Genomic DNA, 19,871 nt, shown 5'->3' on the forward strand with positions numbered 1-19,871 from the left:
GTATGCCGTCGTAGACATGCCGTCGTAGACATGCCGTCGTAGACATGCCGTCGTCGACATGCCGTCGTCGACAGCTCCGGTCGAGCTCTCCTGCCGAGCTCTCCTGTCGACGCTGAGCCTTCTTCGGATCCCTCAACCGAACGGAGCGCCACCGTGAAAGTCGCAGTCCTTGGCGCCGGTGCGATCGGCGCCTACGTCGGAGCCGCGCTGCACCGCGCCGGTGCCGACGTCCATCTCGTCGCCCGTGGACCGCATCTGGCGGCCATGAGGCAGCACGGAGTACGTGTCCACAGCCCCCGCGGCGACTTCACCGCGCGGGCCCACGCCACCGACGACCCGGCCGACATCGGCCCCGTCGATTTCGTCTTCCTGGGCCTGAAGGCCAACTCGTACGCGGCGTGCGGGCCGCTGATCGAGCCGCTCCTGCACGACAAGACGGCGGTGATCGCCGCCCAGAACGGCATCCCCTGGTGGTACTTCCACCGGCACGGCGGCCCGCACGACGGCCACCGCGTCACGAGCGTGGACCCCGAAGGCGCGGTCAGTGCGGTGATCGCGCCCGAACGGGCCATCGGATGTGTCGTCTACGCCGCAACAGAACTGGAGGGTCCGGGAGTTGTCCGGCACCTGGAAGGCACCCGGTTCTCCATCGGGGAGCCCGACCGCTCGCGCTCCGAGCGCTGTCTCGCCTTCAGCGAGGCGATGCAGGCGGGCGGGCTCAAATGCCCCGTCGAGCCCGAACTGCGCGGCGACATCTGGATCAAGCTGCTCGGCAACATCTCCTTCAACCCGATCAGCGCGCTCTCCCGCGCCACGATGCGCGAGATGTGCCTGCACGGCGGCACGCGGCGCGTCATCGAGATCATGATGAACGAGACGCTCGCCGTCGCGTCCGCCCTGGGCTGCCGCCCCGACATCTCCGTCGAGCGGCGCCTCGCGGGAGCCGAGCGCGTGGGCGACCACCGCACCTCCACACTCCAGGACCTGGAGCGCGGCAAACCGCTGGAACTCGACGTGCTGCTCGCGGCCGTCGTGGAACTCGCGGAGATCACCGGGGTTCCGGTGCCGACGCTCCGTACCGTCCACGCCATCTCGGATCTGCTGGCCGACCGCATGAGGAGCGCGGCATGAGGAGCGCGACATGAGCAAGAAACGGGACCGGGTGCCCAAGACGTACACCCGGCTCACCCACCCCCTCGTACGCGACTCGCGCGACGAGCCGTTCCGCCGGGCCACCTGGGACGAAGCGCTGGCCCGCACGGCGGAAGGACTGCAGGCGGCCCGCGGCGCGTTCGGGATGTTCTCCTGCGCCCGCGCCACCAACGAAATGAACTACGTGGCACAGAAGTTCGCCCGCGTGGTGATGGGCACGAACAACGTCGACTCCTGCAACCGCACCTGCCACGCGCCGAGCGTCGCGGGTCTCTCCGCCGCCTTCGGGTCAGGTGGCGGCACCTCTTCTTATGAAGAGGCCGAACACACCGACCTGATCGTGATGTGGGGCTCCAACGCCCGCTTCGCACACCCGATCTTCTTCCAGCACGTCCTCAAGGGGATCAGAAACGGCGCCCGCATGTACGCGGTCGACCCGCGCCGTACGAAGACCGCCGAGTGGGCGGAGAGCTGGCTCGGCCTGAACGTCGGCACGGACATCCCGATGGCGCATGCGATCGGCCGCGAGATCATCCACGCGGGCCTGGCCAACCGGGCGTTCATCGAGCGGGCCACGTCCGGCTTCGCGGAGTACGCCGAACTGGTCGAGCCGTGGACGCTCTCGCTCGCCGAGAAGGTGACGGGCGTACCGGCCGCAGCCATCAAGGAGTTGGCGCACGCGTACGCGCGGGCCGAGCGGGCGCAGCTGTGCTGGACGCTCGGCATCACCGAGCACCACAACGGCACGGACAACGTGCGCGCGCTGATCAACCTCTCGCTCCTGACCGGGCACGTGGGGCGGTACGGCTCGGGCCTGCAACCCCTGCGCGGGCAGAACAACGTGCAGGGCGGCGGCGACATGGGCGCGATCCCGAACCGCCTGCCCGGCTTCCAGGACATTCTCGACCCTGACTCCCGGTTGAAGTTCGAGACGGCCTGGGACACGGTCATCCAGCCGCGCTACGGGCTGAATCTGACGGAGATGTTCGAGGCGATGGAGGAGGGCGCGCTCAAGGCCGTCTACTGCATCGGCGAGAACCCCGCGCAGTCCGAGGCGGACAGCGAGCAGGCCGTGCGCCGGATGCGGGCCCTGGATTTCCTCGTCGTACAGGACATCTTCCTTACGAAGACGGCCGAGTTGGCGGATGTCGTCCTTCCGGCGACCGCCGCCTGGGCGGAGACCGACGGCACGACGACCAACAGCGAGCGGCGGGTGCAGCGGGTGCGCAAGGCCGTGCGGCCTCCTGGCGAGGCGCGCGAGGACATCGACATCCTCTGCGACCTCGCCGAACGGCTCGGCCACGACTGGAAGTACGCGGACGCGCAGGCCGTCTGGGACGAACTGCGTTCCGTGTCGCCGGACCACTGGGGCATGACGTACGACCGGCTCGCGTCCCTACAGGGCATTCAGTGGCCGTGCCCGTCGGAGGACCGGGTCGAACCGACGTACCTGCATGGCCGGTTGTGGGACGCGGATCCGGCGCGGCGCGGGATGCTCGCACCCTTCGGGCTCGTCGCGCACGACCCGCCGGTCGACCTCACGGACGACGCGTACCCGATCCGGCTGACGACGGGGCGGCGGCTCGACTCCTACAACACCGGGGTGCAGAGCGGAAGTTTCGCCTCGCCGCTGCGGCGCGGCGAGTACGTCGAGCTGTGCCCGGAGGACGCGGAGCGGTACGGGGTCGTGGTCGGCGAGGAGGTCCGGGTGTCCTCGCGGCGCGGCGCGGTGACGGCGCCCGTCTGGGTGGATACCGGCCTCCGGCCCGGTCTCGCCTTCATGACCATGCATTTTCCCGACGAGGTCGACACCAACCAGCTCACGATCGAGGCCAATTGCCCGATCGCGGGCACGGCGGAGTTCAAGGCGTCGGCGATACGAATCGACAAGCTGGCCGCGCCAGTTCGCCAGTGAAGTGATTCACCAGTGAAGTGAAGTGAGGTGAGGTGGCGTATGGATCTGCACTTCGGTGACAGCAAGCCGACGGACGAGGAGCGGGAGGCCGTCGACGCGGTGCTCGGGCCGCCCGAGTCCACGTGGGAAGGTGCCGACGACCGCAGCGACGCGGACCTGCGGTGGGCGCGGGGTGGCCGGGCGGCGCGGGAGCGGCGTGATGAGCTGTTGCCGGGGTTGCACGCGCTCAATGACCGCGTGGGGTGGGTGAGTGAGGGGGGCCTTGACTACCTCTGCCGGCGGCTCACCGTCCCGCCCGCTGAGGGGTACGGGGTGGCCACGTTCTACTCCATGCTCTCCGTGCGGCCGCGTCCCGCGACGGTGGTGCGGGTGTGTACGGATCTGGCGTGTGGGGGTGGCTCGGAGCTCTGCGAGGCCGTGGAGTCACGCCTTGGCGCAGCTTCCGGCGTCTCCGTCGAGCGGAGCCCCTGCCTCGGTCTCTGCGAGCGGGCGCCTGCTGCGTTGGTGGTGCGGGCAGGGCCTCCGGCGGTTCTTTCCCCGATCCCGCCCCTTCCCGAAATTCCAGCTGCGCTGGCCACTGGTGACCGTCGATCACCGGCTTCGCCGAGTTCGTCCTCAAACGCCGGACGGGCTGAAAGTGCAGCCCCTCCGGCGTTTGAGGAGCGGGGTCTGGGGCGGAGCCCCAGTTCGGGAAGGGGCGGGGTCGGGGAAGAAGAAGCCCCCTACCTCACCGCCGTCACCGCCCCCGCCACCCCCGAGTCGATCGTCCTCGCCGCTACCGCCCCGGAGGCGGCCCCCGAAGAGCCCCCCGCGGCCCTCGCCGTCCCCCAAGCAGGCCAGGAAGGCCAAGAAGACCTCCTGCTCCTGAGCAGGATCGGCACCGTGGACCCGTCGTCCCTGGACGACTACCGCGCGCACGGCGGCTACACAGCCCTCCGCACCGCCTTCGACATCGGCCCCGCCGCCGTCATCCGCGAAGTCACGGACTCCGGCCTCCTCGGCCGAGGAGGCGCCGCCTTCCCCACGGGGCGGAAGTGGCAGGCCACCGCGTCGCAGCCCGATCAGCCCCACTACCTCGTCTGCAACGCCGACGAATCCGAGCCCGGCACCTTCAAGGACCGGGTGATCATGGAGGGCGACCCGTACTCGCTCATCGAGTCGATGACCATCGCGGGGTACGCGACCGGCGCCCACCTCGGCTACCTCTATCTCCGGGGTGAGTACCCGCGCGCGCTGCGAAGGCTCGAGCACGCCATCACGCAGGCACGCGCGCGTGGACTGCTCGGGGACGACATCCTCGGCCAGGGGTACGCCTTCGACATCGAGATACGGCGCGGTGCGGGAGCGTACATCTGTGGTGAGGAGACCGCCCTCTTCAACTCCATCGAGGGGTTCAGAGGAGAGCCGCGCTCCAAGCCGCCCTTCCCCGTGGAGAAGGGCCTGTTCGGCAAACCCACCGCCGAGAACAATGTCGAGACCCTCGTCAATGTGCTCCCCATCCTGACGATGGGCGCGGAGGCATACGCCGCCATCGGGACCGACAAGTCCACCGGACCCAAGCTCTTCTGCGTCTCCGGAAGCGTCGAACGCCCCGGCATCTACGAGCTCCCCTTCGGCGCCACCCTCGGCGAGCTCCTCAGCATCGCCGGGATGCCGGACAACCTCCGCGCGGTCCTCCTGGGCGGCGCGGCCGGAGGCTTCGTACGGCCCGATGAGCTCGATATTCCGCTCACCTTCGAGGGGACGAGGGACGCGGGCACCACCCTCGGCTCCGGGGTCGTGCTCGCCCTGGACGACACCGTTCCGCTCCCCCGCGTCCTGCTCCGCATCGCCGAGTTCTTCCGCGACGAGTCCTGCGGTCAGTGCGTGCCCTGCCGGGTCGGCACCGTCCGTCAGGAGGAGGCGCTGCACCGCATCGTCGAGCGGACCGGGGCCGACGCGGCCGGCGACATCGCCCTCCTGCGCGAGGTGGGGCGGACCATGCGGGACGCCTCCATCTGCGGGCTCGGCCAGACCGCCTGGAACGCCGTGGAATCCGCCATCGACCGCCTGGGGGCGTACAAGTGACCGCCGTACCGCTGGGAATCCCGCGCCGTCTCGTCGAGTTCACGCTCGACGGGCAGGACGCCAGAGTGCCCGAAGGGGCGACCATCCTCGACGCCTGCCGGGCCGCGGGCAAGGACGTACCGACCCTCTGCGAGGGCGACACCCTCACCCCGAAGAACGCCTGCCGGGTGTGTGTCGTCGAGGTCGAGGGCGCCAGGACCCTCGCCCCGGCCTGCTCGCGCCGCGCCGAGCCCGGCATGACGGTCCGCACCGACACGGAGCGCACCCGGCACAGTCGAAAGGTGGTGCTCGAACTGCTCGCCTCTTCGGTCGACATGTCGACCACCCCGAAGGTCGCGGGCTGGCTCAAGGAGTACGACGCCAAGCCCGACCGGTTCGGTCCTGACGCCGCCCGGCTCAATGAAGAGCCCAAGGTCGACAATGACCTCTACGTCCGCGACTACGACAAGTGCATCCTCTGCTACAAGTGCGTCGACGCCTGCGGCGACCAGTGGCAGAACACCTTCGCCATCTCCGTGACGGGCCGCGGCTTCGACGCCCGGATCGCCGTCGAGCACGACGGGCCGCTGACCGACTCCGCGTGTGTGTACTGCGGGAACTGCATCGAGGTCTGCCCGACCGGCGCGCTCAGCTTCAAGTCCGAGTTCGACATGCGGGCCGCGGGGACCTGGGACGAGGAGCGGCAGACCGAGACGACCACCGTGTGCGCGTACTGCGGAGTCGGCTGCAATCTGACGCTGCACGTGCAGGACAATGACATCGTGAAGGTCACCTCACCGCACGACAATCCGGTGACCCACGGCAACCTCTGCATCAAGGGCCGCTTCGGCTACCAGCACGTACAGAACCGGGACTGATCGACATGGGACGAGTCACGGAGCGCCGCCGCGTCATCCGCATCAGGGACGGAGCCGTCACCGAGCGGCCCGACACCCTGGTCGCGGAGGAGCCGCTGGAGATCCGGCTCAACGGGAAACCCCTGGCCATCACCATGCGCACGCCGGGTGACGACTTCGCGCTCGCCGCGGGCTTCCTGGTGAGCGAGGGGGTGCTCGGTTCGGCGGACGAGCTCCAGTCCATCGTCTACTGCGCCGGGGCTACGGCGGACGGCGTGAACACGTACAACGTGGTCGACGTGAAGACCGCTCCGGGGCTCGTCCTGCCCGACATCACCCTCGAGCGCAACGTCTACACCACCTCGTCCTGCGGCCTGTGCGGCAAGGCGAGCCTGGACGCTGTCCGTACGACGGCCCGCTGGGCGATCGACGACACGGACGGCGGCGACGCTCCCCCGGTCCGGCTCGGGACCGAGCTGCTCGCGGGCCTCCCCGACCGGCTGCGCGCGGCGCAGCGGGTCTTCGACCGGACCGGGGGCCTGCACGCGGCCGCACTGTTCTCCGAGGACGGCGAGCTCCTCGACGTACGGGAGGACGTGGGCCGGCACAACGCGGTCGACAAGCTCGTCGGGCGTGCCCTCCAGGACAGCCGCCTGCCGCTGTCGCGCGCCGTGCTTCTCGTGTCGGGGCGGGCCTCCTTCGAGCTGGCGCAGAAGGCGGTGATGGCGGGCATTCCGGTGCTCGCCGCCGTCTCCGCGCCGTCGTCGCTCGCCGTCGATCTCGCCGCCGAGACCGGCCTGACCCTGGTCGGCTTCCTGCGCGGCGCCTCCATGAACGTGTACGCGGGCGAGCACCGGATCGCCGTGCGGGCCGCGGCCTCCCAGGGCTGACCGGGGTCCCCCCGCTGCACGGCGGCGGGACCCCGACCGGCGGGGAGCGCCCCCTGCGCCGGCGGGGTCCCTGCCGCACCCTAGGGCGCGGTGCCCGATATCCGGGTGAGCAGTGTCAGGAACTGCTTGCGCTCGGCGGCCGAAAGAGGCTCGAGGAGTTCGTTGTTGGCCCGCCATGCCACCTCGGCGCAGCGGTCGAGGGTGCGCTCGCCGTCCTCCGTGATCGTGATCGCGTTCTTGCGGCGGTCACCGGGGTCAGGCGCACGGATGACGAGCCCCGCGTCCTGGAGGTCGTTGATGATGCCGACCATGTCCTTGGGGTCGAGCGAGACGCTCCGCCCGAGCGTGGCCTGCGCGACGGGCCCCTGATCCGCCACGGCGGACAGCACCACGTGGTGCCACATCTTCATGTCCTCGCCCGCGAGGGCTTCGGCGACGAGGCCACGGCCGCGGGCCGCCGCGCGGCCGAGGAGCCAGCTGGGGAGAGTGCGGATGCCACTGGGTGCGGGCGGGGTCGTAGGCATGGGGCGAGCCTACCGAAGAATCGTTGGACATCCCAATGAAAGTGTGAGTAACGTTGGGAGTCCCAACGATCCCCCCAGTGATCCACTCTGTCTGGAGATGCCCATGCGCCGCGTTCGGTACGCACACAGTGGCGGCCCCGAGGTCCTCTTCACCGAGGACGTGGCCGTTCCCGCGCCAGGACCCGGCGAGCTCCTCGTCCGTGTCGCCGCGGCCGGTGTCACGCTCCCCGTCGTGCGCAAGGTCCGCGAGCCCCGCGAACCGATCCCGCTCGGCGGCGAGATCGCCGGAGAGGTGGTCTCCACCGGCGACGGCGTGAGCGGTTACGCGACGGGCGACCGCGTCACGGGCCTCTGCTTCGGGCACGGTTACGCCGACTTCGCGCTACTGCACACCGCGATGGCCTCGCCCGTCCCCGACGCGGCCAGTGCCGTCGACGCGGTCGCCCTCGTCCGCAGCGGGCTCGTCGCGTACGGAGCGCTCGACGCCGCGCGTCCCGAGGCGGGCGAAACCGCCCTGGTCACGGCGGCGGCCAGCGGGGTCGGCCAGCTCGCCGTGCAGCTGGCCAAGCTGAGAGGAGCGTCGCGGGTCGTGGGAGCTGTCTCGGCAGGCGGTGGCGCCGGCGGGGCCCGTTCCGGCAAGGCCGACTTCGTACGCTCGCTCGGCGCCGACGAAGTCATCACGTACGACGAAGAGAAGTGGGGCGAACCCGTCGACTACGTCCTCGACGCGGTCGGCGGCGAGCTCCTCACGCCCGCGGTGCGGGCGCTCGCGCCGCACGGGCGGCTCGTCGCGTACAGCTCGGGCGGCGGCACCGTCGAGGCGTACGACCTGCTCGTGGGCGCCAAATCGGTCATCGGCTTCCAGATGGCGCTCATCGCACGCGGGAAGCCCGAGGTGTACGAGGCGTGGCGGCGCGAGCTGTGGCGGCTCTTCGCGGAGGGCGCCCTGCGGCCCGCCGTGCACGCGGAGTTCGCGCTCGAGGACGCGGCGAAGGCGCATGAGGCGATAGAGGCGCGGAGCAACCTCGGGAAGGTCGTCCTGGTCCCCTGACGTCTGCCCCCAGGCCCCGTGCCACCGCGCATCCGGCTCCCTGACCAGGCAGCGCCGATTCGTCCCACGCACGCTCCTTGTGGGGTGCCGAGCGCCCCAAGTAGCGTCTGTGGCGCGAACGTTGGACGTGGGATGTCAGGATGTCCAGTCACCGTGAAGGGTGGATCGCACCATGCCATCAGCTCTGCGTGTACGCCTCAGATCCCTCCGCACCGCCGCTGCCGCGCTGACCGTCGTCGCCTTCGGGGCGCTGCTCCCCGGGCCCTCGGCACAGGCGGCGCCCGACGCCCGCGCGGCGGGGTTCGAGCAGCAGGTCATCTTCAAGGCCTCACAAGATCCCGGTTACGCCTGCTATCGCATCCCCGCCGTGGTGAAGACGGCGAAGGGCACGCTCCTCGCTTTCGCCGAGGGACGGGTCAACGACTGCAGCGACGCGGGCGACATAGACATCGTCGTCAAACGGTCACAGGACGGAGGCCGCACCTGGAGTCCGCTCCAGGTCGTCAACGAGGGCGCGGGTGACACCCACGGCAACCCCGCCCCGGTCGTGGACCGCAGGACCGGCCGCATCCTCCTCGCGGAGACGTACAACACGGGCCGCACGGACGGCGGGAACTGCGCCGTCCCCTGCGACCGCACCCCGCACCTCCAGTACAGCGACGACGACGGCCGCAGCTGGTCCGCGCCGCGCGACCTGAGCGACCAGATCCTGCCCGCGGACTGGAACTCCTGGTACGCGACCGGGCCCGTGCACGGCCTCCAGCTGACCCGGGGACGGCACGCCGGACGACTCGTCTTCACGGCCAACACCGAGACGTGGAACGGCAGTCGGGTCACCGCGAACCACGCCGCACTGATCGTCAGTGACGACGGCGGCGACCACTGGAAGATCGGCGCCACGGACTCGTATCCGATAGCGGACAACGGCACCTTCCGGCAGAAGCCGTCGGAGATGACCATCACGGAGCGCCCGGACGGGGCCCTCTACGTCAGCGGGCGCGAGCAGGACGGCACCGATCTCGGGCATCGCACCCACACGGTCAGCCGTGACGGGGGCGACAGCTTCGTCGCGCCGTTCAAGGCCATCCCTGATCTTTATACGCCCCAAGTACAGGGCTCTACGCTCCAGTTCGGCAAGCGCATACTGCTCGCCTGCCCCGGAGACCCCGACCGGCGCCGCACGATGCAGATCCGCTCCTCGTACGACGGGGGCCGCACCTGGGACAGCGTGGACCGCGGCACGACGGTGACCACGGACTGGTCCGGCTACTCGGACATGGTGCGGGCCGACGGCGAGCACGTGGGCCTGATGTACGAGGGCGGTGCGGTCGACGCGCGCGACGAGATCCGCTTCGCGCGCTTCACCGAGGACTGGCTCCAGCCGCGCCGCGGCCCGGACCCGACGACCGCCGACCGTGCGCCGAACGCCAGGGCGGCGGCCGTGCTCGGCGGGGCGTCCACCACCGATGGCCGGTTCGGCAACGCGCTCTCCTTCGACGGCTCGAACGACGCCGTGCGCCTGCCCTTTCGCAGTCAACTCCCGCTTGGAGCAAAGGACTTCACTGCCTCGCTATGGTTTCGCTACTCCGCGACCAGTGGTGAACAGCCCCTGCTCTGGATGGGCGGCATCGGCACCAACCAGCCGCAGGTGTGGCTGCGCGGAGAGCCCGCGAGCAACCGGATCACCGGCCTGATCACCACGCGTGACGGCGCCACTCCCCCGAAGTCCGCGTCCCTGCGCACCACGGGCGCCTACAACGACGGCCAGTGGCATCACATCGCGCTGCGTCGGGAAGGGGGCACCTCCCCGCTCGAGCGCAGCCGAGAGCTTGGGGGAGGGCAGCTGACGCTGGCCATCGACGGTACGCGGATCAGTACCGCCGATGTACCGGGCTCGGTCACGCGCAACTCGGGCTACGGCTTCCACGTAGGCCAACGGGTCGACAGCCGCGCCCACTTCACCGGAGCAATCGATGAAGTGCGGGTCTATGACCGGGCGTTGAGCGATGCCGAGCTCACCGAGCTCGGACAGGACGGCGGCTCCAAGGCCCCTGTGACGCGGGACACCGTCGCATGGCTCCCCATGGACCACATCCGCGCGAGCAACTAACGTCCCGCACGTGCCCGCAGACCAAGGTCAACCCGGAGGCCGGGGCGCGCGCAGGACCTGGCTCGTCCTGCTGCTCGCCCTGGCCTGCGCGGCCGTACTGCTCATCGCCCTCCCGGACGACCGGGAGGGCGGTGACTCATGCGAGGCGCGCACCGTCTCGTCCTGGGCCGCCGACGACAAGGTCACCGCGGCTTTCGCCCGCTACGGCGACGACACGGCGCGGGCGGACGACTGGACCGGCGGGGACGGCACGCATTCGGTGCGGCTTCCTGACGGGCGGCTGCTCTGGCTGTTCTCCGACACCTTCCTCGGCCAGGTGCACGCGCCGCCCAACCCGGCGGGCCAGCCGCACCCCTGGCGCGACACGACCGCGCCCATGGTCCGCAACTCCGGTGTGGTGATGTCGCGTTCGGGCACCCTGGAGCGCACCCTGCCCGCCCCGCTCTTCCCCGACCCGGCGCCGCAGCAGTGGCGCTGGCCGGTCGCCGCGAAGGTGGAGCCGCGCTCCCCCGGCTCGTCCGACGACGTCGTACGCGTCCTGCTGTGGACCCGCGCCACCGGTACGGGCCCGTGGATCTACGGCGTGCCGACAGCCACCGAGGTCGCCACGCTCTCGCTCCCCGATCTGCGTGTCGAGGGCATCGCCAAGGTCTCCGACCAGCAGGCGGTGCGGGACCCGGACAAGCGCGTCCTCTACGGCACGACGGCGGTCGACGACGGCGACTGGACGTACGTCTTCGGCGGCAACGACGGCAAGGCGGCGGCGCGCCCCGCATCACACGCCTATGTCGCGCGCGTCCCGAAGGGCAGGCTTGCCGAGCCCGGTGCGTGGCGGTACTGGGACGGCGGGGACTGGACGGCGTCCGGGAAGCCGCGGTCCGTCCTCGGCGACGGTGAACGCAAGGGCGTGGGCAGCGCGTTCACGGTGGTGCGCGTGAAGGGGACGTACGTCCTGTTCACGATGGCGGCGGGCACCGAGGGCCTGACCGACGTGACCTCGTACTGGGCGTGCTCGCCCACCGGCCCCTGGCACGGCCCTGCGAAGTCCTTCGCGCCGCCACTCCCGAAGGATGCGGCGGCCCGGCAGGACACCGCCGCGTACAACCCGCAGGCCCACCCGGCGCTCAGCAGGAACGGGCGGATCCTGCTCAGTTACGACGTCAACTGGCTGGACGCCGCGCCCGCGAGCGCACAGGCGAACGTCAGCCGGAACGTGTCGCTGTACCGGCCACGGTTCGTGTCTCTTCGGCTCGCGACGGCTCAGTGACGAAATCCTCAGCGTCCTCGATGTCCCGCGAGCGCCGCTTGGCGATCACCGCGCAGACCATCAGCTGCATCTGGTGGAAGAGCATCAGGGGAAGCACGGCGAGCGAGGCCTGAGCGCCGAACAGGACGCTCGCCATGGGCAGTCCGGCCGCGAGGGACTTCTTCGACCCGGCGAACTGGATGGCGATCCGGTCACCGCGCGCGAAGCCGAGCCGCTTGGACCCGTACCAGCTGAGGGAGAGCATCGCCGCGAGGAGCACCGCCTCGACGCCGAGCAGCGCGAGGAGCCGCAGCGGCGTCACCTGGTGCCAGATGCCCTGCACCATGCCCTCGCTGAACGCGGTGTAGACGACGAGCAGGATCGAGCCGCGGTCGACGAAGCCGAGGACCTTCTTGTTCCGTGCGATGAAGCCGCCGACCCACTTGCGCAGGAACTGCCCGGCCAGGAACGGCACAAGGAGTTGCAGCACGATCTTCATCACCGAGTCGGCGGAGAACCCGCCCCCGCTGTTGCCGAGCAGCGCCGCCGCGAGCAGCGGGGTGATGACGATGCCGGCGAGCGAGGAGAAGGAGCCCGCGCAGATCGCCGCGGGTACGTTGCCGCGCGCCATGGAGGTGAACGCGATCGACGACTGGATCGTGGACGGCACGAGCGTCAGGAAGAGGAACCCGCTGAAGAGGGCGGGCGTCAGGACGTACGGAACGAGCCCCTTGGCCGCGAGCCCGAGCAGTGGGAAGGCGATGAACGTACAGGCGAGGACGGTGACGTGGAGCCGCCAGTGCTTGAGCCCGTCAAGGGCCTCGCGGGTGGAGAGCCGCGCTCCGTAGAGGAAGAAGAGCAGCGATACGGCCGCGGTGGATGCCCCGCCCGCGATGTCGGCGCCGGTGCCGCGCGCGGGAAGGAGCGCGGCGATCCCTACCGTCCCGAGCAACGCCAGGATGTAGGGGTCGATCGGCATCCAGGTGGGCCAGCTCGGGCGTTTCACTTCGCTCCATCGGTTTGGTTCATATCGTGCCCTCTTGATGATCCTCCTGATCACCGCGATCGGGAATCCCGCATACCGCTCTGACTGTCATCACGTTACGCGATAAGCTCGTGACCATGTACGACCCCGCGCAGCTCCGTACGTTCCTCGCCGTGGCTCAGACCTTGAGCTTCACGCAGGCCGCCCGCCGCCTGGGTCTGCGCCAGTCCACGGTGAGCCAGCACGTGCGCCGCCTGGAGGACGCCACCGGGCGCCTGCTCTTCGCGCGCGACACGCACTCCGTGGAGCTGACCGAGGACGGCGAGGCGATGCTCGGCTTCGCGCGGCGGATCCTGGAGGTGCACGAGCAGGCGTCGGCGTTCTTCACCGGGACGCGTCTTGGCGGGCGGCTGCGGTTCGGGGCGTCGGAGGACTTCGTCCTGACCCGGCTCACCGACATCCTGGAGTCGTTCCGGCACGACCACCCGGATGTCGATCTGGAGCTGACGGTCGAGCTGTCCGGCACACTGCACGAGCGGTTGGACGCGGGCAAGCTCGATCTGGTCCTGGCCAAGCGGCGCCCTGAGGACCCGCGCGGCGAGCTGGTCTGGCACGACAAGCTCGTCTGGATCGGCGCCGAGCGACTGCGGCTCGACCCGGAGCGTCCGGTGCCGCTCATCGTCTTCCCGCCGCCCGGAATCTCCCGCGCCCTCGCCCTGGAGGCCCTGGAACGGCGGGGCCGCGCCTGGCGGATCGCCTGCACGAGCGGCAGCCTGAACGGCCTGGTCGCCGCCGCCCGCGCGGGGCTCGGCGTGATGGCGCACTCGGACGGCCTGATCCCGCCGGGTCTCGTACGCGTCCCGGAGCGGGCGGGGCTCCCCGAGCTGGGCGCGGTCGACTTCGTACTCCTGCACGGGGAGCGGCGGGCGTCCGCGCAGGGGGCGGCGGACGCGCTCGCGGCGGCGGTGCTGGCGGGCGGCGACCGGCTGCACCGGCCGCGTCAGCGCGGATAGGGCCGGTACGTGAGCTGTTTGACGCGGCGCATGTAGGGCGCCGTCTCGACGTGCTGGACACCGTCCAGACGGCCGAGCTTCCCGCTCAGGTAGGTGTAGAGCGCGGGGATGTCGCGGGCCACGGCGGTCGCCATGATGTTGGAGGGGCCTGCCACCGCCGTTGCGTGGGCGATCTCCACGTGGGACGCGAGGGCCGTGCCCACCGCCTCCAGGGCCCAGGGAGCAGTGGTGATCCACAGCATCGCCCCCACATGGCCGCCGATGAGGGTGTCGGCGTACTCGATGTCGATGTAGATCACGCCGGAGGCGAACAGCCCGGCGAGCCGGCGCTTGACGGCGGACTCCGAGCGCCCGGTGGCCTGTTGGAGCTCCGGGTAGGTCGCGCGGCCGTCGCGTTCGAGTACGGCGACGAGCGCTTCGTCCTCCGGCTCGATCCGCACAGGCCCCCCGGCGCGGACGGTGGGCGCGGGCGGCGCGGGGCGCAGCTCGGCGATCTGCTCCTCACTGAGCGGCCCGTGTTTGATCAGCCAGCCGTCCGGACCGCCGAAGAAGCGGTGCAGCAACTGCTGTGCGCGGATGTCGACGATGTGCGGGGTGCGCGGCAGCTTGCCGAGCAGCAACTCGTCCTGATCGGTGCGGTTGCGGGGCCGGGTGCAGCAGATGACTTCGGTGCCGCCGGACGTGAGGGCGATCCATGAGGTGTCGGTGCGGCGGGCCAGCGCGGCCGCGATCGCCTCGGCGCCGTCGGGGGCGCAGCGAAGGCGCAGCATCCACTGGTCCTGGCCGAGCCGCTCGTGGTCCCGGACGGCGACGACCCGCAGGCCGCCACTGGAGACCAGCTTGCGGTAGCGGCGGGCGACGGTCTGGTCGGAGACGCCGAGGACGGCCGCGATCTTGCTGAAGGGCGCGCGACCGTCGATCTCCAGGGCTTGGAGGAGTTTGACGTCGAGCGGGTCCTGCACGGCCGAGGTGGGGGATTCCATTGCTCCACTGCCTATCGGTGTCGAATTCCTTCGAATTTACGTGACTGGTGACCTGGATCGTCCGGGCGCCACCCATCGTACGAGGCACACAGACGTGTCGTACAAGTCGCACGAGAAGAGAGTTGAAGATGCGTACATGGGGGCCGCTCACAGCGGTATGCCTGGGGACGTTCATGCTGCTGCTGGACGTGACGATCGTGATCGTGGCGCTGCCCGACATGGCGCGGGCGCTGAACGCCTCGCTGAGCGATCTGCAATGGGTGATCGACGGCTACGCGCTGGCGCTCGCCGCGCTGCTGCTCGGAGTCGGGGCCGCGGCGGACGTGCTCGGACGGCGGCGGCTCAATGTGCTGGGCACCGGGCTCTTCGCGCTCGCGTCGCTCGGCTGCGGGCTCGCTTCGAACGCGGAGGTCCTGGTGGCGGCCCGCGCCCTGCAAGGTCTCGGCGCCGCCGCCATGTTCGCGACGACGCTGCCGCTGCTCGGCGCCGCCTACCAGGGGCGGGACCGGTCGGCCGCGCTCGGCATCTGGGGTGCGGTCAGCGGGGCCGCGGCGGCGCTCGGGCCGATCGTCGGCGGGCTGCTCACCGAGGGGCCCGGCTGGCGGTGGATCTTCTTCGTGAACCTTCCGGTGAGCATGGCGTCGATATGGCTGACCCTGCGCATGGTGCCCGAGTCGAAGGGGCAGAGCGGGCGGCGGATCGACTGGGCGGGCACGGCGACGTTCGCCCTGTTCGCTGGCGCGCTGACATACGGGGTGGTGCGGGCCGGTGCGGAGGGCTGGGCATCGGCGGCCAGCACGGTGACGTTCGCGGTGGCGGTGCTCGCGCTCGTCGGCTTCGTGGCCGTCGAACGCCGTGTCGCCCAGCCGCTGCTCGACCTCAAGCTCCTGCGTATGCCCGCCTTCACGGGCGTACTGCTCGGCGCGATCGGCTTCAATGCCGCCGCCTTCGGCCTGATGCCCTACCTCTCGATCTGGCTGCAGACCCTGCTCGGCATGAGCCCGGTGCACGGCAGCCTCGTGATGCTGCCGCTTGCCGCGACGTCGTTCATCGTGGCCGCGGTGGGCGGTCGGCTGCTGCACGGGGTGCCCGCTCGCCTGACGATCGGTGTGGGTCTGCTCCTGATCGGCGCCGGCGGAGTGGCGCTCGCGGTGCTCGACGCCGGGTCGTCCTGGGGCTCGCTGGTCTTCGGGCTCAGCCTCGCGGGCATCGGCACGGGTCTGGTGTCGCCGGGCCTGGCGGGCGCGGCGCTCGCCGCGGTGCCGCCGGCGAACGCGGGGATGGCGGGCGGCGCGGTCAATACGTTCCGTCAGCTCGGATACGCGCTCGGGGTCGCCGTCTTCGGCACGGTGCTGACCTCACGTATGCAGGACACGCTCGGCCATGACGCGGCTCACACGGTCGCGGGCGGCGGTGCGGCGGCGGTGCGTGGGACGCTCTCCGAGCACACGGTTCGGGCGGCGTTCGCCTCCGGCCTGAACGCGGCGGCGGTCGTCGCCGGCGTGCTGGGTCTGGTGGCCGGAGTGGCGGTTCTCGCCCTGGTCAGGCCCGCACGCAAGGCGCCGGAAGCAATGATTCCGGCAGTGTCTCCACGTGTCCCCGAAAGGCAGTCACAGCCGTAACCGCTGCGTACAGATTCGGTGGAGATTGGTGGCGAATACGCCACCGAAACTTACTCAACCGTAAGTAATCTGTCCCGCCTCTCCCCTTGTGGCCGGATTTAAACGGCTGACCAGCGTGGATGGTACGTACCGAGGGGGCAGTCACCCCTCTCCCACAGCGCACTGCGGTGGGGTACCGTCACCGGCGCTGTGCGGAGCGCCACAAGGAGCATCATTGCGCGAGTTCACAAATCCTCCGACGGCGTCGGCGCCGCTGGTGGGCGGCCTTGCCGACGTCGTATTCGACTACGCCCTTGAGGATCCGCTCCATATCGCCCTCGGCCGCAAGACCGACGGCGTGTGGTGCGACGTCACATCGGCCGAGTTCCGCGACGAGGTGATGACGCTCGCCAAGGGGCTGCTCGCCCAGGGCGTGCGCTTCGGCGACCGCGTCGCCATCATGTGCCGCACCCGCTACGAGTGGACCCTCTTCGACTACGCGCTCTGGACGGTCGGCGCCCAGGTGGTGCCCGTCTATCCCACCTCGTCGGCCGAGCAGGTCTTCTGGATGCTGCACGACGCGCAGGTGTCGGCCGCCATGGTCGAGCACGAGGACCACGCGATGACGATCGGTTCGGTGATCGACCGGCTGCCGCAGCTGCGCAGGCTGTGGCAGCTGGACGCCGATGCCCTGAGCGAGCTGAACCGTTCGGGCCTGGACATCGACGACGAGGTGGTCAACCGTCACCGCCGCGCGGTCACCCCCGACTCGATCGCCACGATCATCTACACCTCGGGCACCACAGGGCGCCCCAAGGGCTGTCTGATCTCCCACGCGAACTTCATGTACGAGGCCGACACGGTCATCAAGCGCTGGGAGCCGGTCTTCCACTCCCGGCGCGGTGACGAGGCGACGACGCTGCTCTTCCTGCCGCTCGCCCATGTCTTCGGGCGGATGGTCCAGGTCGCCGCGGTCCGTGGCCGGGTCAAGCTGGGGCACCAGCCGAGTCTGAACGCGGCGGCGCTCATCCCGGACCTGGCCGCCTTCCGCCCCTCCTTCATCCTGGCCGTTCCGTACATCTTCGAGAAGGTCTTCAACGCGGCACGGCGCAAGGCCGAGAAGGACGGCAAGACGGGTCCGTTCGAAAAGGCCGTGGAGTGCGCCGTGCGGTACGCGGACGCGATGGAGGCCAAGGCCTTCGGCACGGGTCCCGGCCCCTCGGCGGGCCTGCGTATGCAGCACTCGCTCTTCGAGAAGCTCGTGTACGCCAAGGTGCGCGACGCCATGGGCGGCCGGGTCCGGCACGCGATGTCCGGCGGTTCCGGGATGGACCGGCGGCTCGGTCTGTTCTTCGCGGGCGCGGGCGTCGAGATCTACGAGGGCTACGGCCTGACGGAGTCGACGGCCGCCGCGACCGCCAACCCGCCCGAGCGCACCCGCTTCGGCACGGTCGGCCAGCCCATCCCCGGCACCACCGTGCACATCGCGGACGACGGCGAGATCTGGCTGCACGGCCAGAACGTCTTCCAGGGTTACCTCAACGACCCCAAGGCCACCGACGCGACCCTGCACGAAGGCTGGCTCGCCACCGGTGACCTGGGCGCGCTCGACGAGGACGGCTACCTCACGATCACCGGGCGCAAGAAGGAGATCATAGTGACCTCCGGCGGCAAGAGCGTCTCGCCGGGTCAGCTGGAGGAGCGGGTGCGCGATCACCCGCTGGTCGCCCAGTGCATCGTCGTGGGCAACGACAGGCCCTACATCGCCGCGCTCGTCACGCTGGACGGCGAGGCCGTCGAGCACTGGCTGAACATGCGCCGCAAGCCGCCGATGTCTCCGACGGACCTGGTGCGCGATCCGGATCTGGAGACGGAGGTGCGGCGGGCCGTGGTGGCCGCCAACACTCTTGTCTCGCAGGCCGAGTCGATCCGTACGTTCCGGATACTGGCTCATCAGTTCTCGGAGGAGCATGGGTTGCTCACGCCCTCGCTGAAGCTCAAGCGCAAGGCTATTGAGACCGTTTACTCGGCTGAGGTCGAGGCTCTTTACCGGGCTTGAACCGGGGGCCGTCAAGACGCCGCTTCGCGGCGATCTCTCCCGCCCACCCACTCATTACCCCGCATCGATGCCCCATCTGATGGTTCGTCAATTCGTGGTGCTTCGGTTATTGACGGTTCATCAGGTCGCGCACAGAATCAGGCCCACTTCGTCGGAGGGGGCTCGCCCGTGTCGCGATCTGTCCGCACCATCACCGCCACCGTGGCCGCACTGCTGCTCGCCACAGCCTGCAACTCGGCTTCCAACAGCAGTGGTTCGGGCGGTAGCGACCAGGGCGGTGGCTCCGTACGCGGAGTGAGCGCCGACGCCGTCAAGGTCGGCGGCATCGTCTCCATGACGACCGCGAGCGGCTACAGCAAGAAGGACACCGACCTCGGCGCCGAGGCCCGCTTCGACCGCGCGAACGCCGAAGGCGGCGTACACGGACGGAAGATCGACTATCTGGGCGCGGAGGACGACGGGCAGGACCCCGGCAAGAATCTCGCGGCGGCGCGCAAACTCGTCCAGCAGGACAAGGTGTTCGCGATCGCCCCGATGAGCTCGGTGACCTTCTCCGGCGCCGACTTCCTCCAGAAGCAGAAGGTGCCGACGTTCGGCTGGGGCACCATCCCGCCGTTCTGCGGCCCGAGTTATATGTACGGCTTCGGCGGCTGCATGGTGCCGATGCCGGGCGGCACCATCACGCAGAGCTGGCCCGAGGGCCTGAAGAAGGTGACGGAAGGCTCGAAGGGCAAGTCGGTGGCGATCCTCGCCAACGACAACGACGCGGGCACCTTCGCCATCCGCACCTACAAGCAGAGCTTCGCCGCCGCCGGTTACAAGGTGACGTACGCCAAGTCGACCGTGCCCGCGACCTCCGTGCCGAGCGACTGGTCGGCGTACACGAAGGAGATCCTGCGCTCGGACGGCGGCAAGGCGCCCGACGCGGTCGTCTCCGTGATGCAGACCCCGTACAACATCGGTCTGTTCACCGCCGTCAAGCGCTCCGGCTTCAAGGGCGTGCTCACCGACCCGACGGACTACGACCCCGGTCTGCTCGCCAAGAGCGCGACAAAGAAGGCACTCGACGGCGTGCACGTCCTGCTGACCTTCCAGCCGTTCGAGCAGAACAGCGCGGCGATGAAACAGTTCAAGGCGGACATCAGGAAGACGGCGGGCAAGGACGTCCCGCTCAACATGCACATGATGACCGGCTATATGTCGGCCGACCTCTTCCTCGCCATCGCCGAGAAGGCGGGCAAGAACCTTGACGTCGACTCGTTCCAGAAGGCGGCGAACGGCTACTCCGACACGGACACCATGGTCGGCGATCGCAGCCTGCCCAAGGGGCAGAAGGAGTCGTTCGGCTGCGGCGCGCTCGTCCAGCTCAAGGGCGGCAGGTATGCGGTGTCGTCGCCCTTCAAGTGCTACGAACCCATCCCCTTCAAGTAGGGGAGGCA

15 protein-coding genes are annotated in these 19,871 nt (G+C 70.0%); 12 read left to right on the forward strand and 3 right to left on the reverse strand.

Annotation, left to right across the window (positions count from 1 at the left end):
* The first annotated feature begins 153 nt into the window (after nt 1–153).
* The 5 genes from ACGFSB_RS05605 to fdhD are packed head-to-tail and all read left to right on the forward strand — an operon-like array spanning nt 154 to nt 6,860.
* Nucleotides 154–1,131: a 2-dehydropantoate 2-reductase gene (locus tag ACGFSB_RS05605; RefSeq protein WP_393394514.1), complete on the forward strand. Its 978-nt coding sequence runs from the start codon at nt 154–156 to the stop codon at nt 1,129–1,131.
* A gap of 10 nt (nt 1,132–1,141) precedes the next feature.
* Nucleotides 1,142–3,067 (forward strand): molybdopterin oxidoreductase family protein, encoded by a 1,926-nt coding sequence (locus ACGFSB_RS05610; protein ID WP_393394516.1) that lies wholly within the window; start codon nt 1,142–1,144, stop codon nt 3,065–3,067.
* 39 nt (nt 3,068–3,106) lie between these two features.
* Nucleotides 3,107–5,134: an NADH-ubiquinone oxidoreductase-F iron-sulfur binding region domain-containing protein gene (locus ACGFSB_RS05615; RefSeq protein WP_393394519.1), complete on the forward strand. Its 2,028-nt coding sequence runs from the start codon at nt 3,107–3,109 to the stop codon at nt 5,132–5,134.
* Complete coding sequence (locus ACGFSB_RS05620) at nt 5,131–5,991, forward strand: 2Fe-2S iron-sulfur cluster-binding protein (protein ID WP_393394521.1); 861 nt, start codon at nt 5,131–5,133, stop codon at nt 5,989–5,991. The genes ACGFSB_RS05615 and ACGFSB_RS05620 overlap by 4 nt, the downstream gene beginning before the upstream one ends.
* Before the next feature lie 5 nt (nt 5,992–5,996).
* Nucleotides 5,997–6,860, forward strand: coding sequence for a formate dehydrogenase accessory sulfurtransferase FdhD (gene fdhD / locus ACGFSB_RS05625; RefSeq protein ID WP_393394524.1), 864 nt, complete (start codon nt 5,997–5,999; stop codon nt 6,858–6,860).
* Between the two features lie 80 nt (nt 6,861–6,940).
* Here the strand turns inward: fdhD and ACGFSB_RS05630 are convergent, their stop codons facing one another.
* A complete protein-coding gene (locus ACGFSB_RS05630; protein WP_393394527.1) occupies nt 6,941–7,384 on the reverse strand; it encodes a MarR family winged helix-turn-helix transcriptional regulator in 444 nt (147 codons plus the stop codon).
* A 103-nt stretch (nt 7,385–7,487) separates the two neighbouring features.
* Between ACGFSB_RS05630 and ACGFSB_RS05635 the strand changes: the two genes are divergently transcribed.
* The 3 genes from ACGFSB_RS05635 to ACGFSB_RS05645 all read left to right on the forward strand — a co-directional run bounded on the left by ACGFSB_RS05635 (nt 7,488) and on the right by ACGFSB_RS05645 (nt 11,812).
* The gene (locus tag ACGFSB_RS05635) at nt 7,488–8,435 is read left to right on the forward strand and encodes a zinc-binding alcohol dehydrogenase family protein (RefSeq protein ID WP_393394530.1); all 948 of its coding nucleotides are present in this window, start codon (nt 7,488–7,490) and stop codon (nt 8,433–8,435) included.
* Nucleotides 8,436–8,607: 172 nt separating this feature from the next.
* Nucleotides 8,608–10,545, forward strand: coding sequence for an exo-alpha-sialidase (locus tag ACGFSB_RS05640; protein ID WP_393394533.1), 1,938 nt, complete (start codon nt 8,608–8,610; stop codon nt 10,543–10,545).
* Nucleotides 10,546–10,555: 10 nt separating this feature from the next.
* A complete protein-coding gene (locus ACGFSB_RS05645) occupies nt 10,556–11,812 on the forward strand; it encodes a DUF4185 domain-containing protein (protein ID WP_393394536.1) in 1,257 nt (418 codons plus the stop codon).
* On the opposite strand, the gene ACGFSB_RS05650 is transcribed toward ACGFSB_RS05645, so the two are convergent.
* A complete protein-coding gene (locus tag ACGFSB_RS05650) occupies nt 11,748–12,770 on the reverse strand; it encodes a bile acid:sodium symporter family protein (protein ID WP_393395764.1) in 1,023 nt (340 codons plus the stop codon). The genes ACGFSB_RS05645 and ACGFSB_RS05650 overlap by 65 nt on opposite strands.
* 143 nt (nt 12,771–12,913) lie before the next feature.
* Here ACGFSB_RS05650 and ACGFSB_RS05655 point away from each other — a divergent pair, with 143 nt between their 5' ends.
* A complete protein-coding gene (locus ACGFSB_RS05655) occupies nt 12,914–13,789 on the forward strand; it encodes a LysR substrate-binding domain-containing protein (protein WP_393394538.1) in 876 nt (291 codons plus the stop codon).
* On the opposite strand, the gene ACGFSB_RS05660 is transcribed toward ACGFSB_RS05655, so the two are convergent.
* Nucleotides 13,777–14,772: an Lrp/AsnC family transcriptional regulator gene (locus ACGFSB_RS05660; protein WP_393394541.1), complete on the reverse strand. Its 996-nt coding sequence runs from the start codon at nt 14,770–14,772 to the stop codon at nt 13,777–13,779. The genes ACGFSB_RS05655 and ACGFSB_RS05660 overlap by 13 nt on opposite strands.
* A gap of 128 nt (nt 14,773–14,900) precedes the next feature.
* On the opposite strand from ACGFSB_RS05660, the gene ACGFSB_RS05665 reads away from it, so the two are divergent.
* The 3 genes from ACGFSB_RS05665 (at nt 14,901) to ACGFSB_RS05675 (ending at nt 19,863) form a co-directional block, all read left to right on the forward strand.
* A complete protein-coding gene (locus tag ACGFSB_RS05665; protein WP_393394544.1) occupies nt 14,901–16,394 on the forward strand; it encodes an MFS transporter in 1,494 nt (497 codons plus the stop codon).
* Nucleotides 16,395–16,608: 214 nt separating this feature from the next.
* Nucleotides 16,609–18,432, forward strand: coding sequence for an AMP-dependent synthetase/ligase (locus ACGFSB_RS05670; RefSeq protein WP_393394546.1), 1,824 nt, complete (start codon nt 16,609–16,611; stop codon nt 18,430–18,432).
* A 168-nt stretch (nt 18,433–18,600) separates the two neighbouring features.
* Entirely contained in the window at nt 18,601–19,863 is a 1,263-nt protein-coding gene (locus ACGFSB_RS05675) for an ABC transporter substrate-binding protein (protein ID WP_393394549.1), read from the forward strand.
* Nucleotides 19,864–19,871: the final 8 nt, after the last annotated feature.

The sequence above is a fragment of the Streptomyces sp. NPDC048441 genome, assembly GCF_043200235.1.
Taxonomy (GTDB): domain Bacteria; phylum Actinomycetota; class Actinomycetes; order Streptomycetales; family Streptomycetaceae; genus Streptomyces.